This is a genomic window from Micromonospora sp. NPDC047548 (genome assembly GCF_040642975.1).
In the GTDB taxonomy this organism is placed as follows: Bacteria; Actinomycetota; Actinomycetes; order Mycobacteriales; family Micromonosporaceae; genus Micromonospora.
Genome location: NZ_JBEYTI010000020.1, coordinates 69,565 through 91,029 on the forward strand (window position 1 = coordinate 69,565; position 21,465 = coordinate 91,029).

The window sequence follows — 21,465 nt, forward strand, 5'->3', positions numbered from 1 at the left end:
GCCGGTGCTGGGCGCGGCGACGGGATCTCGGCTGATCATGGGCGCTCCAGGGTGACCGTCCGGTCCGTGCCGGTGCTGGGCGCGGCGACGGGATCTCGGCTGATCATGGGCGCTCCAGGGTGACCGTCCGGTCCGCGAGGGCGGCGACGAAGTCCGGGTCGTGGGTGACCGTGACGACGCCGTGCCCGGCGTCGCGCAGCTCGGCGAAGAGGTCGACCAGCTCCGCCCAGGTCCGCCGGTCCTGGCCGAAGGTGGGTTCGTCGCAGATCAGCAGGCGGGGCGCGGTGGCCAGAGCGGTCGCCACGCTCAGCCGCCGCGCCTCGCCGCCCGAGAGGGTGAACGGGTTGGCCCCGGCCAGCCGCGCCAGGCCGAGCCGGTCCAGGAGACCGTCCACGGTGGACTTCACCGCCGACTCGGACTGGCCGATCCGGCGTGGACCGAGCGCCAGCTCGTCGAAGACCGTGGCGGTGACGAACTGGTGCTCCGGGTCCTGGAAGACCGAGCCGATCCGGCGGGCCAGCGCGGGCGCCCGCCAGTGGTGCGGGGGAGTGCGATGATCCGCCCCGGCCAGCGCGGCCGTCGCGGTGACCCGGCCAGTGCCGGGGCGGAGCAGACCACCGACGAGCAGGGCCAGGGTGGACTTGCCGGCGCCGTTCGGCCCGAGCACGGCGAGCGCCTCGCCGGCGCGTACCGGAAGGTCGGTGGGGGCCAGCCGGGGCGGCAGGCCGAGCCGGTCGGCGGTGAGCAACAGCTCCCCGGCCGGGCCGGCAGCCCGGCGGCGCGGCACGCTGTGACCCGGCACCCAGACCCCTGCGGCGGCGAGCGCGTCGCCGTGCGCGGCGAAGACTGCGCCCGGCGGGCCGTCGGCCCGGACCCCGCCGCCCGGTTCGAGGACGACCACCCGGTCGACCAGCGGCAACGCCTCGGCGACCCGGTGCTCGACCAGGAGCAGGGTGGTCTCGGCGTCGAGTGCTCCCGCGACGGCCTGCCGGACCAGCGCCGCGCCGGCCGGGTCGAGGTTGGCGGTCGGCTCGTCGAGCAGCAGCAGGCCGGGGCGCAGGGCGAGCGCGCCGGCCAGGGCGAGCCGCTGCTGCTCGCCGCCGGAGAGCGCGGCGGTGGGCCGGTCCCGGTGGTACGGGAAGCCGACCCGGCGCAGCGCCTCGTCCACCCGCGGCCAGATCTCCCCGGCCGGCACCCCGCGGTTCTCCAACCCGAACGCGACGTCATCGCCGCAGCGGGCCATGACCAGCTGGGACTCCGGGTCCTGGAAGACGATGCCGACCCGTTCCCGGTCCTTGCGCGGGTCGATCCCGTCGATCTCGACGGTGCCCTCCTGGTCGCCGGAGTCCTCCGGAAGCAGCCCGGCCAGCGCGGCGAGCAGGGTGCTCTTGCCCGCCCCTGAGGGGCCGAGCAGCAGCACCCGCTCCCCGGTCTCGACCCGCAGGTCCACTCCCCGCACGGCCCACGCCTTGCGCCCGGCGTGCCGCCAGCCGAACCCCCGGACCTCCACCGCGCCCACCGGCACCCCCTTCTCACAGGCCACCCCGGCTCCCGGCCGGTGATCAAGAGGTTGCGTCACGACGGTGGCTCCCGTTGACGCAACCTCATTGATCAACGAAGCGGGGGCGCAGCAGCGCGGTCAGATGGCGGCGCGTTCGCGGCCGACGGGGAACCGGTCCAGCACGCCGGTGCGGGCGAGGGCGCGGGTGAGGGCCAGACCGCCGAGGCCGGCGACCACCAGCGAGCTGACACTGGTGATCAGGATGTAGGGGAGCCGGAAGCTGCCCCACGCGGTCTCCGGGTACCAGACGAAGACGTCGTACATCGCCGCCGCCAGGCCGGCCAGCGTGGCGGCCAGCAGGGCGACCGGCAGCCGGAAGTTGCGGTACCCGAAGGCCGCGAAGGCGAGTTCCGCCGCAGCGGCCTCCAGTGGACCCTGGACGACCAGCGTCCAGCCCCAGCTGCTGCCCAGCGCCACCGAGAGCAGCGCCGCGACGGTGAGGGTGAAGAAGGCGGCACCTGGCTTGCGGATGATCAGCCCGCCCAGGACGGCGGGGACCAGCCAGACGCCGTAGATGACCGCCCGGCCGGGCAGCGGGATCGCGTCGGCGGGGCCGTTCCAGAGCAGGCCCCAGGCCCAGAAGATGATGCCGAAGGCTACCCCGAGGACCGCCGCGATGACGATGTCGATGGTGCGCCACCGGTTGCTGTCGGTGATGTTCATGTTGCTCCCAGTCCAGATGCATGAACCAGGAGAAGACGCACGCCGCGCCCGGTTGGGACCGGACGGCGGCGCGGCTGGAGGTCGACCGAACTCCCTGCGCTGGCATTACCCAGATCAGGTTCGAGGGTCTGCGGGCGGTGCCCGCACTCTCAGCGCTGTGCGCTCCCCTGTCGGATATGAAGTTGTCTCGTCGACGCTAACAGCTCGGCCCCGGCCACCGTCAGCCCGGGTGGACGACCGCCGGGCTGGGTAGGCTGCCGATCATGCGGGTCGAGGCGCGAGGGCTGACGTTCGAGGTACGCACCGGCGGCCCGGAGGGCGGCGATCCCGTCCTCCTGCTGCACGGCTTCCCGCAACACGGCGGGGAGTGGGACGACGTGGTGCCGGCGCTGCACGCCGCCGGACTGCGCACGTACGCCCCGGACCAGCGGGGCTACTCGCCGGGCGCCCGGCCGGCCGAGGTGGCCGCCTACCGGCTGCCGGAGCTGGTCGAGGACGCGGCGGCGGTGCTCGACGCGCTGGGTGTCGAGGCGGCCCACGTGGTGGGGCACGACTGGGGCGCCGTCGTCGCCTGGGGTCTCGCCGCGCGGCACCCCGAGCGGGTCCGCACGCTGACCGCCGTCTCCGTGCCGCATCCGGCCGCGATGTCGTACGCGCTGGCCAACGACCCACGGCAGAAGGCGCGCTCGTCGTACATGGTGCTGTTCCGCCAGGCGGGCAGGGCCGAGAAGGTGCTGCTGGCCCTGAACGCGGCCGCCCTGCGCAAGCTGCTCTCCGGGGTGGGCGACGCCGGGCGGGTGGCCCGGTACGCCGAGCCGATGCGTGAGCCGGGCGCGCTGACCGGCGCGCTGAACTGGTACCGGGCCATGTCCGGTGCCGACCTGGCGCGGACCGGGCCGGTCGCGGTGCCGACCACCTTCGTCTGGAGCGACCGGGACGTCGCCATCGGTCGGACCGCCGCCGAGGCCTGTGCCAGCCACGTGACGGGCCGGTACCGGTTCGTCGCGCTCTCCGGCGTCACCCACTGGATCCCCGACGAGGCGCCGGCCCCGCTGGCCGAGGCGATCCTGGCCCGGGTACGCGACCTGGCCTGAGCCGCCCGGCGGGGCGCGCCACGGCGGGTGGCGTACTCCCGGCCGGGGCGGCCCGGCGGCGGGGCCCGACCCGGGCGACGAGCAGGACCGACGAACGGACGGAGGAACGCATGACGGTGAGCGCCGAGGCATACCTGGCGGTGGTGACCGAGACGATCGGCCGGGTGGCGGCCAGCCAGCGGGAGGCGGTGGGCCGGGCGGCCGACCTGATCGCCGAGGCGCTGCGCGCCGACGGGGTGGTGCATGCCTTCGGCACCGGCCACTCCGAGGCCCTGGCGATGGAGATCGCCGGCCGGGCCGGTGGACTGGTGCCGACCAACCGGATCGCGCTGCGCGACCTGGTGCTGCTGGGCGGGGAACCGGCGAGCATCCTCGGGCCGCACCTGGAGCGCGACCCCGCGGTGGCGCACCGCCTCTACGACCTGGCCCCGGTCCGCCCGTCGGACATCTTCGTGCTGGCCTCCAACTCCGGGGTCAACGGGGCGATGGTGGAGTTCGCGTCGCTGGTCGCCGAGCGTGGGCACCGACTGGTGGCGATCACCTCGGCGTTGCACTCCGGACGGATGGACTCGCGCCACCCGTCCGGGCGCAAGCTCGCCGACTTCGCCGACGTGGTGCTGGACAACGGCGCCCCGTACGGTGACGCGACCCTGCCGCTGCCCGACGGCGGCGCGGTCGGCGCGGTCTCCTCGATCACGGCGGCCCTGCTGGCCCAGCAGATCGTGGCCGAGACGGTGGCCCGGCTGATCGCGGCGGGGGAGCGGCCCCCGGTCTACCTGTCGGCCAACATCACCGGCGGCGACGAGCACAACGCCGCGCTGGAGGCCCGGTACGCCGGCCGGATCCGCCGGGGTTCGTGAGCCGGTTTCGCGCCCGCCCGGCCAGGGCAATGGCGTTGCTGCCGGCGGGGTGAGCCCCGCCGACAGTCGCGCTCACCGCGCTGTGGTTCCTGACCTCCTGGGTGTTCCTGCCGTTCGCCGGGCGCAACTGGGGCGAGGACGACATCGACGACGACGATGACGACCCGCAGGTGCCGGCCGGCGGCTGACCGGGCCGCACCGGTCACAGGCCGGGAAATCCGACGTGCACGCAACGCTACCCCTGGGTAACACCCGGGGGTAGCGTTGCTCGTGTCGAGCACGTTGACGCATCCGGACCGAGGTTCGAGGGGGCAGCCGTGACCACGACGCACAACAGCCGACCCGCCCAGGACGGCGCCGGGCCGCTCCCCGGCGAGGCGGGCCAGGTCTCCGAGAAGGAGGCCCGCCAGGTCGCCGAGGCGGCCCGCGAGGCCGCCTGGGACCGGCCCAGCTTCGGCAAGGAACTCTTCCTCGGCCGGTTCCGGCTCGACCTGATCCAGCCCTGGCCCCACTCCGACCCGGACGACGACGCGCGGGCCGAGCAGTTCCTCGGCGAGTTCGGGGCGTACCTGCGGTCCGAGGTGGACGGCGCCGCCATCGAGCGGGACGCGTCCATCGCGGACGAGGTGTTCCAGGGGCTGGCCCGGCTCGGCGCGTTCGGCATGAAGATCGACCGGAAGTACGGCGGCCTCGGGCTGAGCAACCTGCACTACTGCCGGGCGCTGATGCTGGCCGGCTCGGTCAGCCCGGCGATCGGCGCGCTGCTCTCCGCCCACCAGTCGATCGGCGTGCCGCAGCCGCTGAAGATGTTCGGCACCGACGAGCAGAAGCAGCGCTTCCTGCCCCGGTTGGCCGCCGGGGAGGTCTCCGCGTTCCTGCTCACCGAGCCCGACGTCGGCTCCGACCCGGCCCGGCTGGCCACCACCGCCGAGCCGACCGGCGACGGCACCGGCTACCGGCTCAACGGCGTGAAGCTCTGGGCCACCAACGGCACCGTGGCCACCCTGCTGGTGGTCATGGCGCGGGTGCCGGCCGCCGAGGGGCGGCGCGGCGGCATCACCGCGTTCGTGGTCGACGGCGACAGCGAGGGCATCACCGTCGAGCGGCGCAACGCCTTCGTCGGCCTGCGCGGCCTGGAGAACAGCCTCACCCGGTTCCACGACGTCTTCGTGCCCGCAGAGAACGTCATCGGCGGCGAGGGCAAGGGGCTGAAGATCGCCCTGACCACGCTGAACACCGGCCGGCTGTCACTGCCGGCGATGTGCGTCGGCGCGGGAAAGTGGTCGCTGAACGTGGCCCGGGAGTGGGCCGTCGACCGGGTTCAGTGGGGCCGGCCGGTCGGCGAGCACGAGGCGGTCGCCCAGAAGCTGGCCTTCATCGCCGCCACCACGTACGGCATGGAGACCATGCTCGACCTCTGCTGCCTGCTCGCCGACGACGACCGCAACGACATCCGGATCGAGGCGGCCCTGGTCAAGCTCTACGCCAGCGAGATGGCCTGGAAGATCGCCGACGAGCTGATCCAGATCCGGGGCGGGCGCGGCTACGAGACGGCCGACTCGCTCGCCGCCCGGGGCGAACGCCCGGCTGCGGTCGAGCAACTGCTGCGGGACCTGCGGATCAACCGGATCTTCGAGGGTTCCACCGAGATCATGCACCTGCTCATCGCCCGGGAGGCGGTCGACGCGCACCTCTCGGTCGCCGGCGACATCATCGACCCGGACGCCGGCCTCGGCCGCAAGGCGAGGGCGGGGGCGCGGGCCGGGGCCTTCTACGCCAGGTGGCTGCCCACCCTCGCCGTGGGCAGGGGGCAGAGCCCGAACGCGTACGGCGAGTTCGGCCCGCTCGCCGGCCACCTGCGGCAGGTGGAGCGGTACTCCCGCAAGCTGGCCCGCTCGACGTTCTACGCGATGTCCCGCTGGCAGGGAAAGATGGAACGCAAGCAGGCGTTCCTCGGCCGGGTGGTGGACATCGGCGCGGAGCTGTTCGCGATGTCCGCGGTCTGCGTCCGGGCGTACGCGGAGCGGGACACCCGCCCGGAGAACCTCGAGCTGGCCGACCTGTTCTGCCGGCAGGCCCGGGTCCGGGTCGACCAGCTGTTCCGTGCGCTGTGGGAGAACACCGACTCCCTCGACGTCGCGGCGGCGAAGCGGATCCTCGCCGGCCGGTACGCCGCCCTGGAGGAGGGCGTGCTCACCCCGCCGGCCGACGCGCCCTGGGTGGCGCACTGGTCACCCGGCCCGTCGACCACGCCGGACGTCCGCCGCCGCATCCCCCGACAGGGCTGACACCGTCGGCCCTGGCGGCCCGTCACGGCATGCGGCAGGTCGCGCTGTCCGGCCGTCTGGACACCGCGACCTGCCGCATCCTGCAGGCGCATACCGCGACGGCGCGCGATCCGGACGGGGGCGTCGCGAGCGGTCAGCGGGCGATCGCCCAGGCCAGCACCCCGGCCAGGATCAACCCGTTGAGGGCGGCGAGCACCAGATAGGCCGCGGGTGGGATCTTCCGCCCCTTGCGGACGAAGCTCACCAGGACGGCGGCGTACCCGAGCAGCAGCACGGCGACGACGATCAGGAAGTACAGCACCGCCACACCCTAGCGGCCGCCGCGCAGGCCGAGTCGGCGCAGCTCCAGCGCGGCGAGCGCGTCGACGGTGGCGTCGTCGCCACGTCGCCACGCCTCGGCCACGTCCGGATCGATCCTCGTCAGCTTGCGCAGCGGCTGCCCGGCGAGCGCGCGCAGCGCCAGCAGGTCCCGCCCGGCCGGGGCGGTGGCCAGCGCCTTCGCCGAGGCGGCCCGGCGCATCCAGCGCACCCGCAGCGGCAGCCAGCCGAAGAGCACCAGGCCGAGCGGGAAGACCAGCACGGCGATGGCCAGCGCCAGGGCTAGCTGGCCGACCAGTTCCTGCTGGTCGCGGCCGGCGTCGGCGACCGCGCGGGCCGCCTCGGCCGCGCGCTCGAACGGCGCGGTCAGCTCGTCGCCGACCAGCGGCACCCGGCCGACCTTGCCGCCGGCGTCGGCCAGGTTGTCGGCGAGGCCACCGCCGGCCCCTTCCAGCTTCTGTCCGGGTACGGCGAGCTTCTGCACCAGGTCGTGCACCCACCAGGCGAAGCGGACCGCCGCGTACACCCACGCGACGACGAGCAGGTCGGTGAGGAGTTGGCGGAGGGCGACGGGGAAGCGATCGGCGTAGATCTTCACGCCGGACAGCGTGCCACGGGGCGGCGCGGCCGGCACCCCTGAACGGGGACGTCAGCCGGCGCACTCCGGGCAGGTGCCGAAGATCTCCAGGGTATGGCTGATGTCGGCGTACCCGTGCTGGGCGGCGACCCGCTCGGCCCAGGTCTCCACGGCCGGTCCGGCCACCTCGACCGTACGGCCGCAGGCCCGGCAGACCAGGTGGTGATGGTGGCCCTCGCTGCACCGGCGGTAGAGGTGCTCCCCGCCGGGCGGGCGCATCACGTCGATCTCGCCGGCGTCGGCCAGGCCCTGCAAGGTGCGGTAGACGGTGGTCAGCCCGACCCGCTCGCCCCGGTCACGGAGCATGGCGTGCAGGTCCTGCGCGCTGTGGAAGCCCTCCACCTCGGCGAGCAGCGCGCTCACCGCCGTGCGCTGCCGGGTGTTGCGCAGCGTCCCCTCGCTCATGCCGTCGCGAGGCTGCACCGCGCTGCGCCCGATGATTCGCTCGCTGCGCTCGCTCATGACCCCTCCCCGGCGTGGCTCACCGCGTCCGCCACGATGTGCGCGACGTGCTCGTCGACCAGGGCGTACGCGATCTCGCGGCCGCGCCGCGAGCCGCGGACCACCCCCGCGCCGCGCAGCACCCGCAGGTGCTGGGAGACCAGCGGCTGCGGGGCCCGGAGCTTTTCCACCAGCTCGTGCACACACCGTTCACCCTGCGCCAGCTCGCTCACGATCGCCAGCCGGATCGGGGCGGCGAGGGCGCGGAGCAGTTCACCCGCGCCCTCGTAGGCCTCGTACCCGTTCGTGCCGGTCACCCTGCAACGGTAACCAATACCACCGACAGGTCGCGGAGCGGCGTCACCGGAGCACGACCTCGTGCGGCTCGGGCGCCGGCGCGCCGGCCGGGGTGGCCCGCCGGCGCAGCAGCCGCCAGCCGGCGGCGGCGAGCGCGACCACCAGGAACGAGGCGATCGCCAGCAGCACCACCGAGGCGCCCGGGGCGGTGTCGGCGGTGGCCGCCACCCAGACCCCGGCCCCGGCCGCGAAGAGGCCGAGCGCCATGGCCGCCGTCATGGTGCTGCGGAAACCCCGGGTGACCTGCTGCGCGGTGGCCACCGGCACCACCATCAGGGCGCTGATCAGCAGCACCCCGACCGCCCGCATGGCGATGGTGACGGTGACCGCGGTGGCCACGGCCAGCAGCAGGTTCAGCGTCCGGACGGGCAGCCCGGAGACCCGGGCGTACTCCTCGTCCTGGCAGACCGCGAAGAGCGCCGGGCGCAGCGCCAGCGTGGTGATCAGGATGGCCGCGCCGAGCACCACGATGGTGATCAGGTCGGCCGCCGAGAGGGTGAGGACCGACCCGAACAGGTACGCGACGAGGTTGGCGCTGGTGGCGTCGGAGAGCCCGACCAGCATCACCCCGCCGGCGATGCCGCCGTAGAAGAGCAACGCCAGCGCCAGGTCGCCGGAGGTACGCCCGCGGGCCCGAACCAGCTCGATGGTGATCGCGCCGAGGGTCGCCACGACCACCGCCACCAGCACCGGGGAGCGGTTGAGCAGCAGCCCGGCGCCGACACCGGTCAGCGCGACGTGACCGATGCCGTCGCCGATCAGGGTCAGCCGCCGCTGCACCAGGTAGATGCCGAGCGCCGGGGCGGCCAGGCCGATGACCAGGGCGCCGATCAGCGCGCGCTGCATGTAGGTGTGCTGGAAGAGTTCCATGGTCAGCTGCTCCAGAGCCCGGCGGGCTCGTCGGGACCGTGCGGGTGCACGTGGTCGTGGTCGGGCTCCGCGTGGTGTCCGGCGGGCTCGGGCACCGCGCCGTCGTGGCAGATCCCACCCTGGTGCACCACCACCGCCCGGCTGATCAGCGGTCGCAGCGGGCCCAGCTCGTGGGCGACGAGCAGCACGGTGCCGCCGTCGGCGACGAAGTCGCGCAGCGCCGTGGCGAACGCCTCCTGGCTGGCCGCGTCGACCCCGGCGGTCGGCTCGTCGAGCACCAGCAGCTCCGGCCGGCCGGCGAGGGCCCGGGCGATCAGGGTGCGCTGCTGCTGGCCGCCGGAGAGGGTGGCGACCGGGTCGGCGGCCCGGTCGGCGAGCCCGACCGCGCGCAGCGCGTCGTCGATCGCCTCCCGGTCGGCGCGCCCCGGCGGGCGGAGCATGCCCCGGCGGGCCAGCCGGCCGGAGGCGACCACCTCGCGCACCGTGGCCGGTACGCCACCGCCGGCGCCGAGCCGCTGCGGGACGTACCCGATGCGCCGCCACTGCCGGAACCGGCGCAGCGGGGTGCCGAACAGTTCGACGGAGCCGGCGACCAGCGGGACCAGCCCGAGTACGGCGCGGATCAGGGTGGACTTGCCGGAGCCGTTGGCCCCCAGGACGGCGACCACCTCGCCGGCGGTGACGGTGAGCGAGACGTCCCGCAGCACGGGTCGGCCGTCGTAGCCGATCACCCCGTGCGTGACGGTGATGACGGGCGCGGTCACGAGCAGCTCAACGCCGTACGCAGGGTCTGCAGGTTGGTGCGCATCACCGAAAGGTAGTCCCCGCCGGAGTCGTTCGACAGCCCCTCGATCGGGTCCAGCACCGCGGTCTTCGCGCCGACCTCCGCGGCGATGGTCTCGGCGATCTTCGGGCTGACCAGCGTCTCGAAGAAGATCGTGGTGGCCCGGTGCGCGCGGGCCTCCGCGGCGACCTCGGCGAGGCGCTTCGGGGAGGGTTCGGTGTCGGGGGTGAGGCCGGTGATGCCGACCTGCTCCAGCTGGTAGCGCTCGGTGAGGTAGCCGAAGGCGGTGTGGCTGACCACGATCTCCCGGCGCTGGCAGGTCTTCAGCCCGGCGGCGAACTCGGCGTCGAGCGTCGCCAGCTCGCCGCGGAGCGTTCCGGCCCGGGCGGTGTAGTCGGCGGCCCGGTCGGGGTCGGCCCGGCCGAGCCGCTGGGCGAGCTGGTCGCCGACGGCGGCCAGCCGGGTCGGGTCGAGCCAGAGGTGCGGGTCGAGGCCGCCGATCCGCTCTTCGGTGTGACCGGCCTCACCCTCGTGGTCGTGGCCGCCGGCCGCGGCGGTCAGCAGCGGCTGCACCGTCGCCACGTCGAAGGCGCGGTCGCCGGCGTTCTGGTCCACGGCCTCGTCCACGTTCGGCTGGAAGCCCTTGAGGTAGACGACCAGCTCCGCCTCGCCGACCTGCCCGACCTGGCGCGGGTTGAGCTCCAGGTCGTGCGGCTCGGCGCCCGGCTTGGCCAAGTTGGTGACGGTGACCGCGTCGCCGCCGATCCGCTCGGCGAGGAACTGCAACGGGTAGAAGGCGGCCACCACGTCGACCCGCTGCGGGTCGCCGCCCGCCCCGCCCGGCGAGCAGGCGGCGGCGCCGCCGAGGGTGAGCAGTGCGGTGACGGCGGCCAGGGCGCGCGGAGCGGAGCGGATGTTCATGACTGCAACTGTCCGTGATAACGGAAATGATTGTCAAAAACGCATGAGTGCATGTCAGAGCAGCTTGGCCAGCGCGACCGCGACCAGCAGGGTCAGCATCAGCAGCCGGATCATCCGGGTCTGCGGCGCCTGCACCGGCCAGGTGGTCACCAGCAGCCAGCTCAGCCCGGCGGCGAGCGCCAGCAGCAGCACGCCGCCCACCGGGCCGGGCGCGAAGAGCGCCGCCAGCACCAGCACCAGCGTGGCGAGGAACACCGACGTCGGATTGGCCCGGGCCAGCCGGACCAGCAGGGGGCTCTGCGTACGCTGCATCCCACAGACTCTACGAGGAGGACGCCGGTGCTGGTGACCAACCGGTTCGTGGTCGAGGTCGTGCGCGCGGACGACTTCGTCGCCCGCGCGCACGCCGCCCTCGCGGCGCTCGCCGCCCGCCCCGGCTACCTGCGCGGCGAGTTGCTGCGCGCGCTCGACGACCCGGCCCACTGGTGCCTGGTCACCGAGTGGGAGTCGGTCGGGGCGTACCGGCGGGCGCTGGGCGGGTTCGACGTCAAGATCGCGGCGGTGCCGCTGCTCGCCGAGTCGCTCGACGAGCCGTCCGCGTACGAGACGCTCGCCAGCGCCGCCCCGGAGGGCGACGTCGTGGTGGTCAGCAGCGATCGGGCCGCGAGTCCGCACCGCTGAACCTGCGGGCACTACCCTTCACCTATGACCGCACCCGGCCCGGCAGCCCCACCGCCGTACCCCGCGACGCCCGGCCCGGACGGCTCCCCGCCACCGGCGATGCCGGCCGATCCGGGCGTGCCCGGCCCGCCGCCCGGCCCGGGAGTGGCCCCGCCGTTCGCCGCGCCGCCCACCGAGGGCGGCCGGAAGCGGCTCTTGCTGGGCCTCGGCGTCGGGGCGCTCGCCCTGCTGATCTGCTGCGGCGGGGGCGGCGCCGCCCTGGTCGGCCTGACCGTCAGCAACGTCCGGGCGATCGAGGAGCAGGGGCACACGGTCACCGACGCCTACTACCGCGCGTTGGAGCGCAAGGAGTACGGCGCGGCGTACGACAAGCTCTGCGACGACGCGCGGCGACGTGAGTCCCGGGCGCAGTTCACCCAGCGGGTGGCCGCCGAGCCCGCGGTCGCCGCCTACCGGGTGGGCAAGGTCGACCCGAACGCGCTCACCGTGCCGGTGGACGTCACGTTCAGCGGCGGCTTCCGGGAGACCCAGAAGGTGACCCTCGCGCCGGACCAGCAGACCGGCGACATGGAGGTCTGCGGGATCAGCTGAGCCGTGCCCGGTATTCTGCTGGGCTCGGGACGCCGCTGGTCGTACCGTTGTCCCGAACTGTTCGTTCCGTCCACATCACGTCCCCGCCGACCGCCAGCCGGCGTAGGAGGAAACATGCCAGCCGACCGTATCGACGCCGTCGTCAGCCTCGCCAAGCGTCGAGGCTTCGTCTTCCCCTCCAGTGAGATCTACGGGGGCACCCGGTCGGCGTGGGACTACGGTCCGCTCGGCGTGGAGCTCAAGGAGAACGTCCGCCGGCAGTGGTGGAAGAACATGGTCCAGGAGCGCGACGACGTCGTCGGCCTGGACTCCGCGGTCATCCTGGCCCGCAAGGTGTGGGAGGCCTCCGGCCACCTCTCCGAGTTCGTCGACCCGCTCACCGAGTGCCAGTCGTGCCACAAGCGGTACCGCGCCGACCACCTGGAAGAGGCGTACGCCGAGAAGCACGGCAAGCCGCTGACCTCGCTGTCCGAGCTGAACTGCCCGAACTGCGGCAACAAGGGCACCTTCACCGAGCCGAAGATGTTCAACGGCCTGATGAAGACCTTCCTCGGCCCGGTGGAGAGCGACGAGGGCATGCACTACCTGCGTCCGGAGACCGCCCAGGGCATCTTCGTCAACTACAAGAACGTGGAGACGGTCGCCCGCAAGAAGCCGCCGTTCGGCATCGCGCAGACCGGCAAGTCGTTCCGCAACGAGATCACCCCGGGCAACTTCATCTTCCGCACCCGCGAGTTCGAGCAGATGGAGATGGAGTTCTTCGTCGAGCCGGGCTCCGACGAGCAGTGGCACGAGTACTGGCTGCAGGAGCGCTGGAACTGGTACCTCGACCTGGGCCTGTCGGCGGAGAACCTGCGCCTCTACGAGCACCCGAAGGAGAAGCTCTCCCACTACTCGAAGCGCACCGTCGACATCGAGTACCGGTTCCAGTTCGGCGGCAGCGAGTTCGCCGAGCTGGAGGGTGTCGCCAACCGCACCGACTTCGACCTCTCCACGCACAGCAAGCACTCCGGCGTCGACCTGTCCTACTTCGACCAGACGAAGCAGGAGCGCTGGATGCCGTACGTGATCGAGCCGGCGGCCGGCCTCACCCGCGCGGTGCTGGCGTTCCTGCTGGAGGCGTACGACGAGGACGAGGCCCCCAACACCAAGGGCGGGGTGGACAAGCGCACGGTGATGCGCTTCGACCCGAGGCTGGCCCCGGTCAAGGTGGCGGTGCTGCCGCTGTCCCGCAACGAGGCGCTCTCGCCGAAGGCGAAGGGCCTGGCCGCGCAGCTGCGCAAGCGCTGGGTGGTGGAGTTCGACGACTCGCAGGCGATCGGCCGCCGCTACCGCCGCCAGGACGAGATCGGCACTCCGTTCTGCGTGACCGTCGACTTCGACACCCTCGACGACGACGCGGTGACCGTGCGCAACCGGGACACCATGGCCCAGGAGCGGGTCGCCCTGGACCAGGTCGAGCGCTACCTGATCGAGCGCCTGCCCGGCTGCTGAGACGACAGGTCCCGCCGGCCCCGCCCCCGCAATGCCGGGGCGGGGCCGGCGCGTTTCCGGGCCATCCGGACCATTGGGCGGCCGGGCCGGCCCGATGGTTGAGCCAGGCATGATCTCGTGCGAGCATTCCCATCGTTGAATCTCATCACGGGGGTGTGTGCATGACGCGCGCGTCGCAACAGGACAACGACCACGACCCGAAGCGGCGGCGCCTGCTGCGCCGCGCCGCCACGGTCGCCGCCACCACGGCCGGGGCCGGTGTCGCCGCCGCGGTGGGCATGCCCGGCGCGGCCCAGGCGGCCCCGGGCGACAAGCTCGTCATGGGTACGACGAACGACGCCGGCGGGGCCAGCACGACGCTCACCCACACCGACTCGCCGTTGGTGCTGGCCAACCCGGCCGGCGCGCCGCTGCGGCTGGTGCCGAGCTCGGGCCTCTACCCGCACGTGCTCGACGCCGAGGCCGGCACCGTGGCGGTCGACGACCAGGGCGACCTCTTCGTCCGGGCGGGCACCGCCGCCGCGCCCACCAACGGCTGGGCGTGGACCACCGAGTGGGCCACCACCTCTGTCGCCGTGCCGCCGACCCGGGTCCTCGACACCCGCGACGCCAACCTGCGGCGCAACATCGTCTCCGGGTCGTTGGACTCCCTCGGCCGGCTCCAGCCCGGCGTGCCGGTCGTGCTCGCCCTCGACCCGTATGTCCGCGACGGCTACGCGATCAAGGGCAACGTCACCGTGGTCGGGATGACCGGCTCCGGTGTGCTCACCGTCTGGGGCAACGGTGCCAAGCCCACCGCGTCCACGGTCAACTGGTCGACCGCCGGCACGATCCTGTCCAACTTCCTCTTCACCAAGCTGGGCGCGGTCGGGGCGTACCGCAGCGTGCTGACCCTCCAGGCCACCGCGTCGCCGACCCACGTGATCGTCGACATGACCAGCCTGCTGGTCGGCCACCCGAGCCAGGTCCTGCTGGGCGGTGGGGCGTAGGTGGCCCGGCCAATCCCGGCCCACCTCGACAGCCGCCCATCGCAGACCGTCAACCCATCCAACGGGGGAATGAGATGACTTCGTCCGAACCCGACCGTTCCGCCTCGCGGCGTACCCTGCTGCGGCGGGCCGCCGTCACCGGCGGCGCGGCGGTCGCCGCCACCGCCGTCACCGCCGCGAACGCCGCCCCGGCCAGCGCCGCCCCCGGCGACCCGGTCGTGCTGGGCGCGCTCAACAGCGGTGGCAAGACCACGGTGACCAGCCGCGCCGGCAACGGCGCGGCCACCCTCGTCGTGCAGAACGACAACGGCCCCGCGCTGCTGCTCAAGCGCTCGGAGTCGAAGCTGCCGGTGCTGCCCGGCTCGCTGGAGTCGACCACCCTCGGTCTCGGCGCCTCCGGCACCGACGCGGGCGGCGTCGTCCGGCGCTACGAGACGTTCACCACGGCGAACGCCACCATGCTGGTGCCGATCCCGCCCACCCGGGTGCTCGACACCCGGACCGCCGCCGGCCGGGCCCGGCTGCTGGAGGGCGCCGGGCAGATCGACTCGCAGGGCCGCGCGGTCGCGGGCGCCTGGCTGCTGGTCCACCTCGACGGCATCGTCGAGTACGGCGACGGCATGATCGGCAACGTGACCGTGGCCAAGACCGAGAAGGGCGGCTTCGCCACCGTCTACGGGCGGGGCGCTGCCCCGGCCGCGTCCACCATCAACTGGTGGGGCGCCGGCCAGCTGCTGTCCAACGGCGTGATCACGCAGACGCGCGCCTGGTCGACCGCCAACGGTGCCTACTACCCGGACACCGTGGCCATCTGGGTGCAGAAGAGCGCCAGCGCGATCATCCTCGACGTGACCGGCCTGCTGGTGTTCCACCCGGAGTCCGCCGTCATCAACAACCCGAAGCGCCTGACCGCCGACTCGGGCACCAGCGGCGTACGCGCCGACGTGATCAAGGCCAACGCCGAGCGCGGTGACCGGGAGGTGCAGCCCCGTGCGTGAGACCGAGGAGACCAGCAACGTGACCACCGACGAGACGTCGTCGCCCACCCGTCGCCGGATCATCAAGGCCGGTGTCGCCGCGGGCGCCGGCGTCGGCGCGGCGGCGGTCGTCGCCACCCCGGCCAGCGCCGACCCGGGGCAGCCGGTGCTCATCGGGGCCATCAACGACGCGGGCGGCACCGAGACCGTGCTGCGCGGCGGTTCCGCGTTGGCCCCGACGCTGAAGGTCGACGCCCCGAGCACCCGCCCCCCGCTGGTGCTGACCCCCACCCCGTCGAAGGACATCCCGCAGGAGCTGACGACCGGCTCGCTCGCGGTCACCCCCTCCGGTGAGCTGGTGATCGGCGGCAAGGGCGGCATCCGGGCGTACGTCAACACCTCGCGGTGGGCGAACCGGACGATGGCCGTCCCGCCGCAGCGGATCCTGGACACCCGGTCGGTCTCCAGCTACACCGCGCACGTGGTCAGCTCCACCACCGTGGTGACCTCGGGCAAACTGAACGCCGGCAAGATCATCCACCTGACCGTCAAGAACGTGAAGCCGGCGCTGGCGGAGCGGGCCACCGCGGCGTACGTCAACATCACGGTGGCCAACACGGTCTCCGCCGGGGTGCTGACCGCGTTCAGCTCCTCGATCGCCAAGCCGCAGACCTCGTCGCTGAACTGGTGGGGGCCGAACCAGATCCTTTCCAACCTCGTCGAGGTGCAGCTGGGGGCCTACAACGGCAACCAGCTCGCGTTCGCCATCCACGTCAGCAGCGCGACGTCGGTGATCGTGGACGTCTCGGGCCTGATCCTGTCCAGCCCCGGCACGTACTGACCCGTTACGCCGGTCGCCGTCGCGGTGCGAGTTCGCTCACCATCGCGGCGGCGACCGGCCACCGGGCCCCGGGCCACCCCGGTGGGCATGGAATTCTTGGGTACGTGACCAGTCCTGTTCCCCCCGTCGCGCTCCGCCCGCTCACCCTCGGGCGGCACCAGGTGTGGCCGCCGGTGGTGCTCGCCCCGATGGCCGGCATCACCAATGTCGGCTTCCGGCAGCTCTGCCGGGAGCAGGGCGGCGGCATCTACGTCTGCGAGATGATCACCACCGTCGCGCTGGTCGAGCGGAACCCGAAGACGCTGCGCATGATCGCCTTCGGCGCCGACGAGCGGCCGCGCAGCCTCCAGCTCTACGGCACCGACCCGGAGATCACCGCCGCGGCCGTGCGGATCGTGGTCGAGAAGGACCTCGCCGACCACATCGACCTCAACTTCGGCTGCCCGGTCCCGAAGGTCACCCGCAAGGGCGGCGGCTCGGCGCTGCCGTGGCGGCGGCGGCTCTTCGCCCGCCTGGTGAAGGCCGCGGTGGACGCCGCCGCACCGGCCGGAGTGCCGGTCACCGTGAAGATGCGCAAGGGCATCGACGACGACCACCTGACGTACGTGGAGGCGGGGCTGGCCGCGCAGGACGCCGGGGTGGCGGCGGTCGCCCTGCACGGGCGGACGGCCGCGCAGCGCTACTCGGGCACCGCCGACTGGGACGCGATCGCCACCTTGAAGCAGGCACTCGACGTGCCGGTGCTCGGCAACGGCGACATCTGGGAGGCCGACGACGCGCTGCGGATGGTGGCGCACACCGGCGTGGACGGGGTGGTGATCGGCCGGGGCTGCCTGGGCCGGCCGTGGCTCTTCGCCGACCTGGAGGCCGCCTTCGACGGCCGCCCCGAGCGGCGGCTGCCCACCCTCGGCGAGGTCGCGCAGACCATGCGCCGTCACGCCGAGTTGCTGGTCGACCAGTTCACCGCCGGCTCGCGCACCCCGGCCCGGGGCGAGCGGGACGGCTGCACCGACTTCCGCAAGCACGTCGCCTGGTACCTCAAGGGCTTTCCCGTCGGCAGCGAGCTGCGCCGCGACCTGGCGATGATCGAGAGCCTGGCGCAGCTCGACGACCTGCTCGGCAAGCTGGACCCGACCGAGCCGTTCCCGGTGGCCACCCTCGGCCAGCCCCGGGGTCGCACCAACTCCCCGGGCAAGGTGTACCTGCCCGACGGCTGGCTGGCCAGCCGGGACGACGACACCGTGCCCGAGGGCGCTGAGCTGGACGACTCCGGCGGCTGATCCTGAAGACGGCGAAAGGGCCGGCCCCTGGTGGGGCCGGCCCTTGTCGTTGGTTGCTTTCGCCGGATCAGGAGGCGGAGTAGCCGCGGGTGGCGATCCAGTCGGCGAGGTTGTCGACGCTGATGCGGTAGGAGGCCATGTTCGGGTTGGCCGAGTCGGCGATGGTGACGGTCTTGCCGCCGTCGCGGTAGCCCACGACGCTGATGTAGTGGCCGCCCTCGAAGGCGTGGGTGTTGCCGTCGGTGTCGGCGGTGGTGCCGGCGATGTTGGCGACCACGGCGCGGCCGTCGTCGACGGTGCGGACGATGTCGGCGCGCAGGGTGTCGGTCTGGGTGTCGTCGGCCTTGTTGTCGCGGATCTCCACCGAGCGGTAGGCGTCGTTCTTACCGGTTTCCTTGTTCAGGACCGGGGTGATGTCGTTGATGCTGTTGGTGCCGTTCTCGGTGGTGCCCATTTCCTTGGCCATGGCGTCGACGCTGATGGCCTTGCCCTGGACGCTGAGGGCGTTGCGGGCGGCGGCGGGGCCGCAGTAGTAGAAGTTCGGCTGGGCCTCGTAGTTGACCTTCAGTTCACGCTCGTTGTCGGGCTTGCGGTCGGCCTGCGTCATCGAGGTCGAGGGCTTCTCGGCGGGGGCGGCGTGGGCGGCGGTCATGGGGCCGGCGATGGCGCCTGCGGTGAAGGCGAGGCCGGCGGCGGTGAGGGTGGTCTTGCGGATCAGATCGGTACGCATGATGTGTGCCTCTCTGTTCGGGGGTGCGCGACGGCCCGTCGGGGGTGACGGTGTGCGCGAAAGGGAAAGTCAGGAAGGGGATCTGCCCGGCGGCCGGGGGTGGCTCTGCTCGGGTGTCCGGGGGGTGTAACCAACCCGGTGGGCTCCGCATTCCGCGGATCTTCCGGGGGTTGCCCGGGTGCCCGGGGGACCTGCTCGGGTGTCCGGGGGATGTAACCGCCCCGGCCTGCCATGCATTCCGCGGGCGCTGGCTTCGGGCCACCCTCGGGGCAGGGTTCCCCGTGGGTATGCCAGGTACAACGACCCTGGCCCATCGGCCATTCCACCGCCGGGGTGGCCCCGGCCACGGGATTCCGCGGCTCAGACCGGACATCAAAGCGGCAACCAGCCATCCCGAACCGGACACCCGGCTCGCGAACCGACGGCCCGGGTCGACACCCGCTCTCGCGGCCCACGGCGTCCACGCCGCCCCACCCGTGGCGGCTTGTCGGACCTCGACCCAGTCCGCCCACCTGACCCCTGGCGCGGACACCCGCCCCAGCCCCGGCCGCCGGGTTGATCAAGAAGTTCACACCCGCGACGCGCCCGTCTCCAGACGCAAACCCGCCGCGCACGCTGTTGGCGCGGAGATCTTGGACAGTTTCGGTTCGAGGGGAACGGAAACTGTCCAAGATCTGCGGCAGGAGGGGGTGAGCGGGCGCGGGGACGGCGGCCTCTTTCGAGGTCCGGATGGTGCCGCTCCGTGCGCGGCGGGCAGAGCGTGGGGCGTATCGCCGGGTTCGCGTTGCGCTGGCCGGCGAAACGGCCCCGCTGACGGCGGGGGCGACCACGTTCCGGGAGACCCTCTCGCTGGGCGGCGTCCGGATCCCCCTCGTCGTCGGGTCAGCTGGCGGGTGTCGAGGTGGTGGTCGGGGTGGGTGGGGTGTTCGGGGTCAGGGTGGTCGGGGTGGCAGCCTCGTCCCGGTCGGCCGGCCAGGGGATCTCCGGGGCGCGGTGGAAGGCGATGCCGGCGGTGGTCCAGCGCGGGGCGTGGCCGGCGAGGCGCTCGCGGAAGCCGGCCCAGTCGTGCCTTGCCCGGGGCGACCAACCCAGCTCGGCGATGGCGGGCAGCCGGGGGAAGAGCATGAACTCGATCTCGGCCACCGTGGTCACCGACTCGGTCCAGAGCGGCGCCTCGACGCCGAGCAACGCGTCGGCCGGTACGCCGGCCACGTGCGCGCCCGGGTCCCACTCGTACGCGCGCCGCACGTCGATCAGGCCGGCCCAGTCGTGCCCGATCGGCGTGTCCGGGGCGTACTTCATGTCCAGGTAGGCGTGGTTGGCGGGGGAGAGAATCAGCCGGGCGCCCCGGCGTACCGCCTCGGCGACCACCGGGTCGTCGCCGTTGGTGCCCCACCACTGCAGCACCCGTCCCTCGGCGTGCCCGGCCGGGGCGATCTGGTGCCACCCGATGACCGTCTTGCCGGTGCCGGCGACGATCCGCTGCGCCCGCTCCACGAAGCCGGTGTACGCCTCCCCCTTCACCTTGAACGCCTCGTCGCCGCCGATGTGCAGCCACGGGCCGGGGGTGAGGGCGGCCACCTCGCCGAGCACGTCGGCGACGAAGTCGTACGTCCGCTCGCTGGCCGGGTCGACGTAGCTGAACCCGACCTCGGTGCCGGTGTACGGCGGCGGCGCGATCCGGTCCGGCGCCAGCTCCGGGTACGCGGTCAGTGCGGCGTTGGTGTGGCCGGGCAGGTCGACCTCGGGGACGACGGTGATGTGCCGGCGGGCCGCGTGCCGGACGATCCGCCGGTAGTCCGCGCCGGTGTAGAAACCGCCCGGACCGCCGCCCACCTCGGTGGCCCCACCGACGGTGGCCAGCGCCGGCCAGGAGTTGACGGCGATCCGCCAGCCCTGGTCGTCGGTGAGGTGCAGGTGCAGGTGGTTGAGCTTGTACCGGGCCAGGTGGTCGATCACCCGCAGCACGTCGGCCACGCCGAAGAAGTGCCGGGAGACGTCGAGCATCGCGCCCCGGTACGGGAAGCGGGGCCCGTCGACGATCATGCCGCCGGGCACCACCCAGGGCGCGGCGACCGGGGACGGGCTCTCGATCGCCGCCGGCAGGAGTTGCCGCAGCGTCTGCACCCCGTGGTGAAGCCCGGTGGCGGTGCCGGCGGTGATCCGTACCTCGGTGGGGGTGACGTCCAGGCGGTAGCCCTCGCCCCCGAGCGCACCGGCGTCCACCGCGTCCGGCGTCGCGCCGCCCGGCGCGGCCACGGCACGGACCGCGTCTGGCGTCGCGTCGACCGGGCCGGCACCGCCCACGGTGGCCACGACACCGGCGTCCTGGCCGGCGCCGCCCGGGGCAGCCGCGCCCACCGCGTCGTCGGCGGCGGTCCGGGGCCGCGGTACGCCGGGGGGCGGCACCGCGGCGGCCAGCGTGAGCACCAGCGGGCCGTCGGTGGCGGTGGCCTCGACCACCACCGGCAGCGGGTACCCGGTGGCCGGTCGCAGCAGCTCGGCGAGCTGTTCGGCCACGTCCCGGGCGTCCGGGTCCGGGTGAATCCGCACGGCCGCGTCGGCGGGAAGGGTGAAGTCGGCCGCCGGGTCCGGCCAGGCCTGCTCCGGGGCCGGCACCACGTCGGTCAGTCGGGCCGGTGCGGGCGGTGCGAGCAGCTCTCCGGCGGCCCGCGCGGCGGCCCGGGCCAGCTCGGTGGAGGCCGGCCGGTAAGTGGGCAGGTCGACCTGGCCGACCGGTTCCCGGCCGGTCGCGGCGCTGGTCGAGCCGGTCTCCGGGCTGATGGAGGGGGTGGGCGGCACGGCGGCGGCTCCGGGGTGTATTCGCGGCGGATATGGCAAAAGTCAGGTTCAGCAGAACCAGTGTCGTCAAGAGTACGAGGAGACCCGGACTTGCGTGATCGTGCGCATGGAAGCGTTCCCAGAAACCACCACGAACGCGGATAGTCGCGATAGCTGTGCCTATTGTCACCGAACGGTCCCAGGCCATCCGATGTTCGCTTAACCTTCGCCCACCGATCGGTGTCGACACCGGGATTACCGGTGGTCCGCCCCGGGGTATGAGGCAACTGAACCTTCGTTAAGTGTC

22 protein-coding genes and 1 riboswitch are annotated in these 21,465 nt (G+C 73.3%); of the genes, 10 read left to right on the forward strand and 12 right to left on the reverse strand.

Going from position 1 to position 21,465, the window contains the following annotated elements; all coding sequences use genetic code 11:
* Positions 1-103: 103 nt before the first annotated feature.
* Both ABZ807_RS20695 and ABZ807_RS20700 read right to left on the reverse strand, forming a co-directional pair.
* The gene (locus ABZ807_RS20695; protein ID WP_357160296.1) at positions 104-1,519 is read right to left on the reverse strand and encodes an ABC transporter ATP-binding protein; all 1,416 of its coding nucleotides are present in this window, start codon (positions 1,517-1,519) and stop codon (positions 104-106) included.
* 120 nt (positions 1,520-1,639) lie between these two features.
* Positions 1,640-2,224, reverse strand: a complete 585-nt coding sequence (locus tag ABZ807_RS20700) for an ECF transporter S component (protein WP_357160177.1) — start codon at positions 2,222-2,224, stop codon at positions 1,640-1,642.
* Between the two features lie 73 nt (positions 2,225-2,297).
* Positions 2,298-2,403: riboswitch (TPP riboswitch) on the reverse strand.
* A gap of 84 nt (positions 2,404-2,487) precedes the next feature.
* On the opposite strand from ABZ807_RS20700, the gene ABZ807_RS20705 reads away from it, so the two are divergent.
* From ABZ807_RS20705 to ABZ807_RS20715, 3 genes are all read left to right on the forward strand, one after another.
* Complete coding sequence (locus ABZ807_RS20705; protein ID WP_357160180.1) at positions 2,488-3,318, forward strand: alpha/beta hydrolase; 831 nt, start codon at positions 2,488-2,490, stop codon at positions 3,316-3,318.
* Positions 3,319-3,428: 110 nt separating this feature from the next.
* Positions 3,429-4,178: an SIS domain-containing protein gene (locus ABZ807_RS20710; protein ID WP_357160183.1), complete on the forward strand. Its 750-nt coding sequence runs from the start codon at positions 3,429-3,431 to the stop codon at positions 4,176-4,178.
* A 317-nt stretch (positions 4,179-4,495) separates the two neighbouring features.
* Complete coding sequence (locus tag ABZ807_RS20715) at positions 4,496-6,466, forward strand: acyl-CoA dehydrogenase family protein (protein WP_357160186.1); 1,971 nt, start codon at positions 4,496-4,498, stop codon at positions 6,464-6,466.
* 133 nt (positions 6,467-6,599) lie between these two features.
* Here ABZ807_RS20715 and ABZ807_RS20720 read toward each other — a convergent pair whose 3' ends face one another.
* The 8 genes from ABZ807_RS20720 to ABZ807_RS20755 are packed head-to-tail and all read right to left on the reverse strand — an operon-like array spanning position 6,600 to position 11,106.
* Positions 6,600-6,767, reverse strand: coding sequence for a hypothetical protein (locus ABZ807_RS20720; RefSeq protein WP_357160189.1), 168 nt, complete (start codon positions 6,765-6,767; stop codon positions 6,600-6,602).
* A gap of 9 nt (positions 6,768-6,776) precedes the next feature.
* Positions 6,777-7,382: a hypothetical protein gene (locus ABZ807_RS20725; RefSeq protein WP_357160192.1), complete on the reverse strand. Its 606-nt coding sequence runs from the start codon at positions 7,380-7,382 to the stop codon at positions 6,777-6,779.
* A 51-nt stretch (positions 7,383-7,433) separates the two neighbouring features.
* Positions 7,434-7,826: a Fur family transcriptional regulator gene (locus ABZ807_RS20730; protein ID WP_357160299.1), complete on the reverse strand. Its 393-nt coding sequence runs from the start codon at positions 7,824-7,826 to the stop codon at positions 7,434-7,436.
* Between the two features lie 53 nt (positions 7,827-7,879).
* On the reverse strand, positions 7,880-8,179 hold the full coding sequence (locus ABZ807_RS20735; RefSeq protein ID WP_357160195.1) for a metalloregulator ArsR/SmtB family transcription factor: 300 nt from the start codon (positions 8,177-8,179) through the stop codon (positions 7,880-7,882).
* 43 nt (positions 8,180-8,222) lie between these two features.
* On the reverse strand, positions 8,223-9,089 hold the full coding sequence (locus tag ABZ807_RS20740) for a metal ABC transporter permease (RefSeq protein ID WP_357160198.1): 867 nt from the start codon (positions 9,087-9,089) through the stop codon (positions 8,223-8,225).
* 2 nt (positions 9,090-9,091) lie between these two features.
* Positions 9,092-9,853, reverse strand: coding sequence for an ABC transporter ATP-binding protein (locus ABZ807_RS20745; RefSeq protein WP_357160201.1), 762 nt, complete (start codon positions 9,851-9,853; stop codon positions 9,092-9,094).
* Positions 9,850-10,794, reverse strand: a complete 945-nt coding sequence (locus ABZ807_RS20750) for a metal ABC transporter substrate-binding protein (RefSeq protein ID WP_357160204.1) — start codon at positions 10,792-10,794, stop codon at positions 9,850-9,852. The genes ABZ807_RS20745 and ABZ807_RS20750 overlap by 4 nt, the downstream gene beginning before the upstream one ends.
* Before the next feature lie 54 nt (positions 10,795-10,848).
* A complete protein-coding gene (locus ABZ807_RS20755; RefSeq protein ID WP_357160207.1) occupies positions 10,849-11,106 on the reverse strand; it encodes a DUF6703 family protein in 258 nt (85 codons plus the stop codon).
* 27 nt (positions 11,107-11,133) lie between these two features.
* Between ABZ807_RS20755 and ABZ807_RS20760 the strand changes: the two genes are divergently transcribed.
* From ABZ807_RS20760 to dusB, 7 genes are all read left to right on the forward strand, one after another.
* Positions 11,134-11,475, forward strand: coding sequence for an antibiotic biosynthesis monooxygenase (locus tag ABZ807_RS20760; RefSeq protein ID WP_357160210.1), 342 nt, complete (start codon positions 11,134-11,136; stop codon positions 11,473-11,475).
* 117 nt (positions 11,476-11,592) lie between these two features.
* Entirely contained in the window at positions 11,593-12,066 is a 474-nt protein-coding gene (locus tag ABZ807_RS20765; RefSeq protein WP_357160302.1) for a hypothetical protein, read from the forward strand.
* A 114-nt stretch (positions 12,067-12,180) separates the two neighbouring features.
* Positions 12,181-13,560, forward strand: a complete 1,380-nt coding sequence (locus ABZ807_RS20770) for a glycine--tRNA ligase (protein ID WP_357160213.1) — start codon at positions 12,181-12,183, stop codon at positions 13,558-13,560.
* 161 nt (positions 13,561-13,721) lie between these two features.
* Entirely contained in the window at positions 13,722-14,549 is an 828-nt protein-coding gene (locus tag ABZ807_RS20775) for a hypothetical protein (RefSeq protein WP_357160216.1), read from the forward strand.
* 74 nt (positions 14,550-14,623) lie between these two features.
* On the forward strand, positions 14,624-15,547 hold the full coding sequence (locus ABZ807_RS20780) for a hypothetical protein (RefSeq protein WP_357160219.1): 924 nt from the start codon (positions 14,624-14,626) through the stop codon (positions 15,545-15,547).
* Positions 15,540-16,367, forward strand: a complete 828-nt coding sequence (locus ABZ807_RS20785) for a hypothetical protein (RefSeq protein ID WP_357160222.1) — start codon at positions 15,540-15,542, stop codon at positions 16,365-16,367. Before ABZ807_RS20780 ends, ABZ807_RS20785 begins: the two co-directional genes overlap by 8 nt.
* A 104-nt stretch (positions 16,368-16,471) precedes the next feature.
* The gene (gene dusB, locus ABZ807_RS20790) at positions 16,472-17,647 is read left to right on the forward strand and encodes a tRNA dihydrouridine synthase DusB (protein ID WP_357160225.1); all 1,176 of its coding nucleotides are present in this window, start codon (positions 16,472-16,474) and stop codon (positions 17,645-17,647) included.
* A gap of 67 nt (positions 17,648-17,714) precedes the next feature.
* On the opposite strand, the gene ABZ807_RS20795 is transcribed toward dusB, so the two are convergent.
* Positions 17,715-18,377: a C39 family peptidase gene (locus tag ABZ807_RS20795; RefSeq protein WP_357160228.1), complete on the reverse strand. Its 663-nt coding sequence runs from the start codon at positions 18,375-18,377 to the stop codon at positions 17,715-17,717.
* 882 nt (positions 18,378-19,259) lie between these two features.
* A complete protein-coding gene (locus tag ABZ807_RS20800) occupies positions 19,260-21,098 on the reverse strand; it encodes a family 20 glycosylhydrolase (RefSeq protein ID WP_357160305.1) in 1,839 nt (612 codons plus the stop codon).
* Positions 21,099-21,465 lie beyond the last annotated feature (367 nt).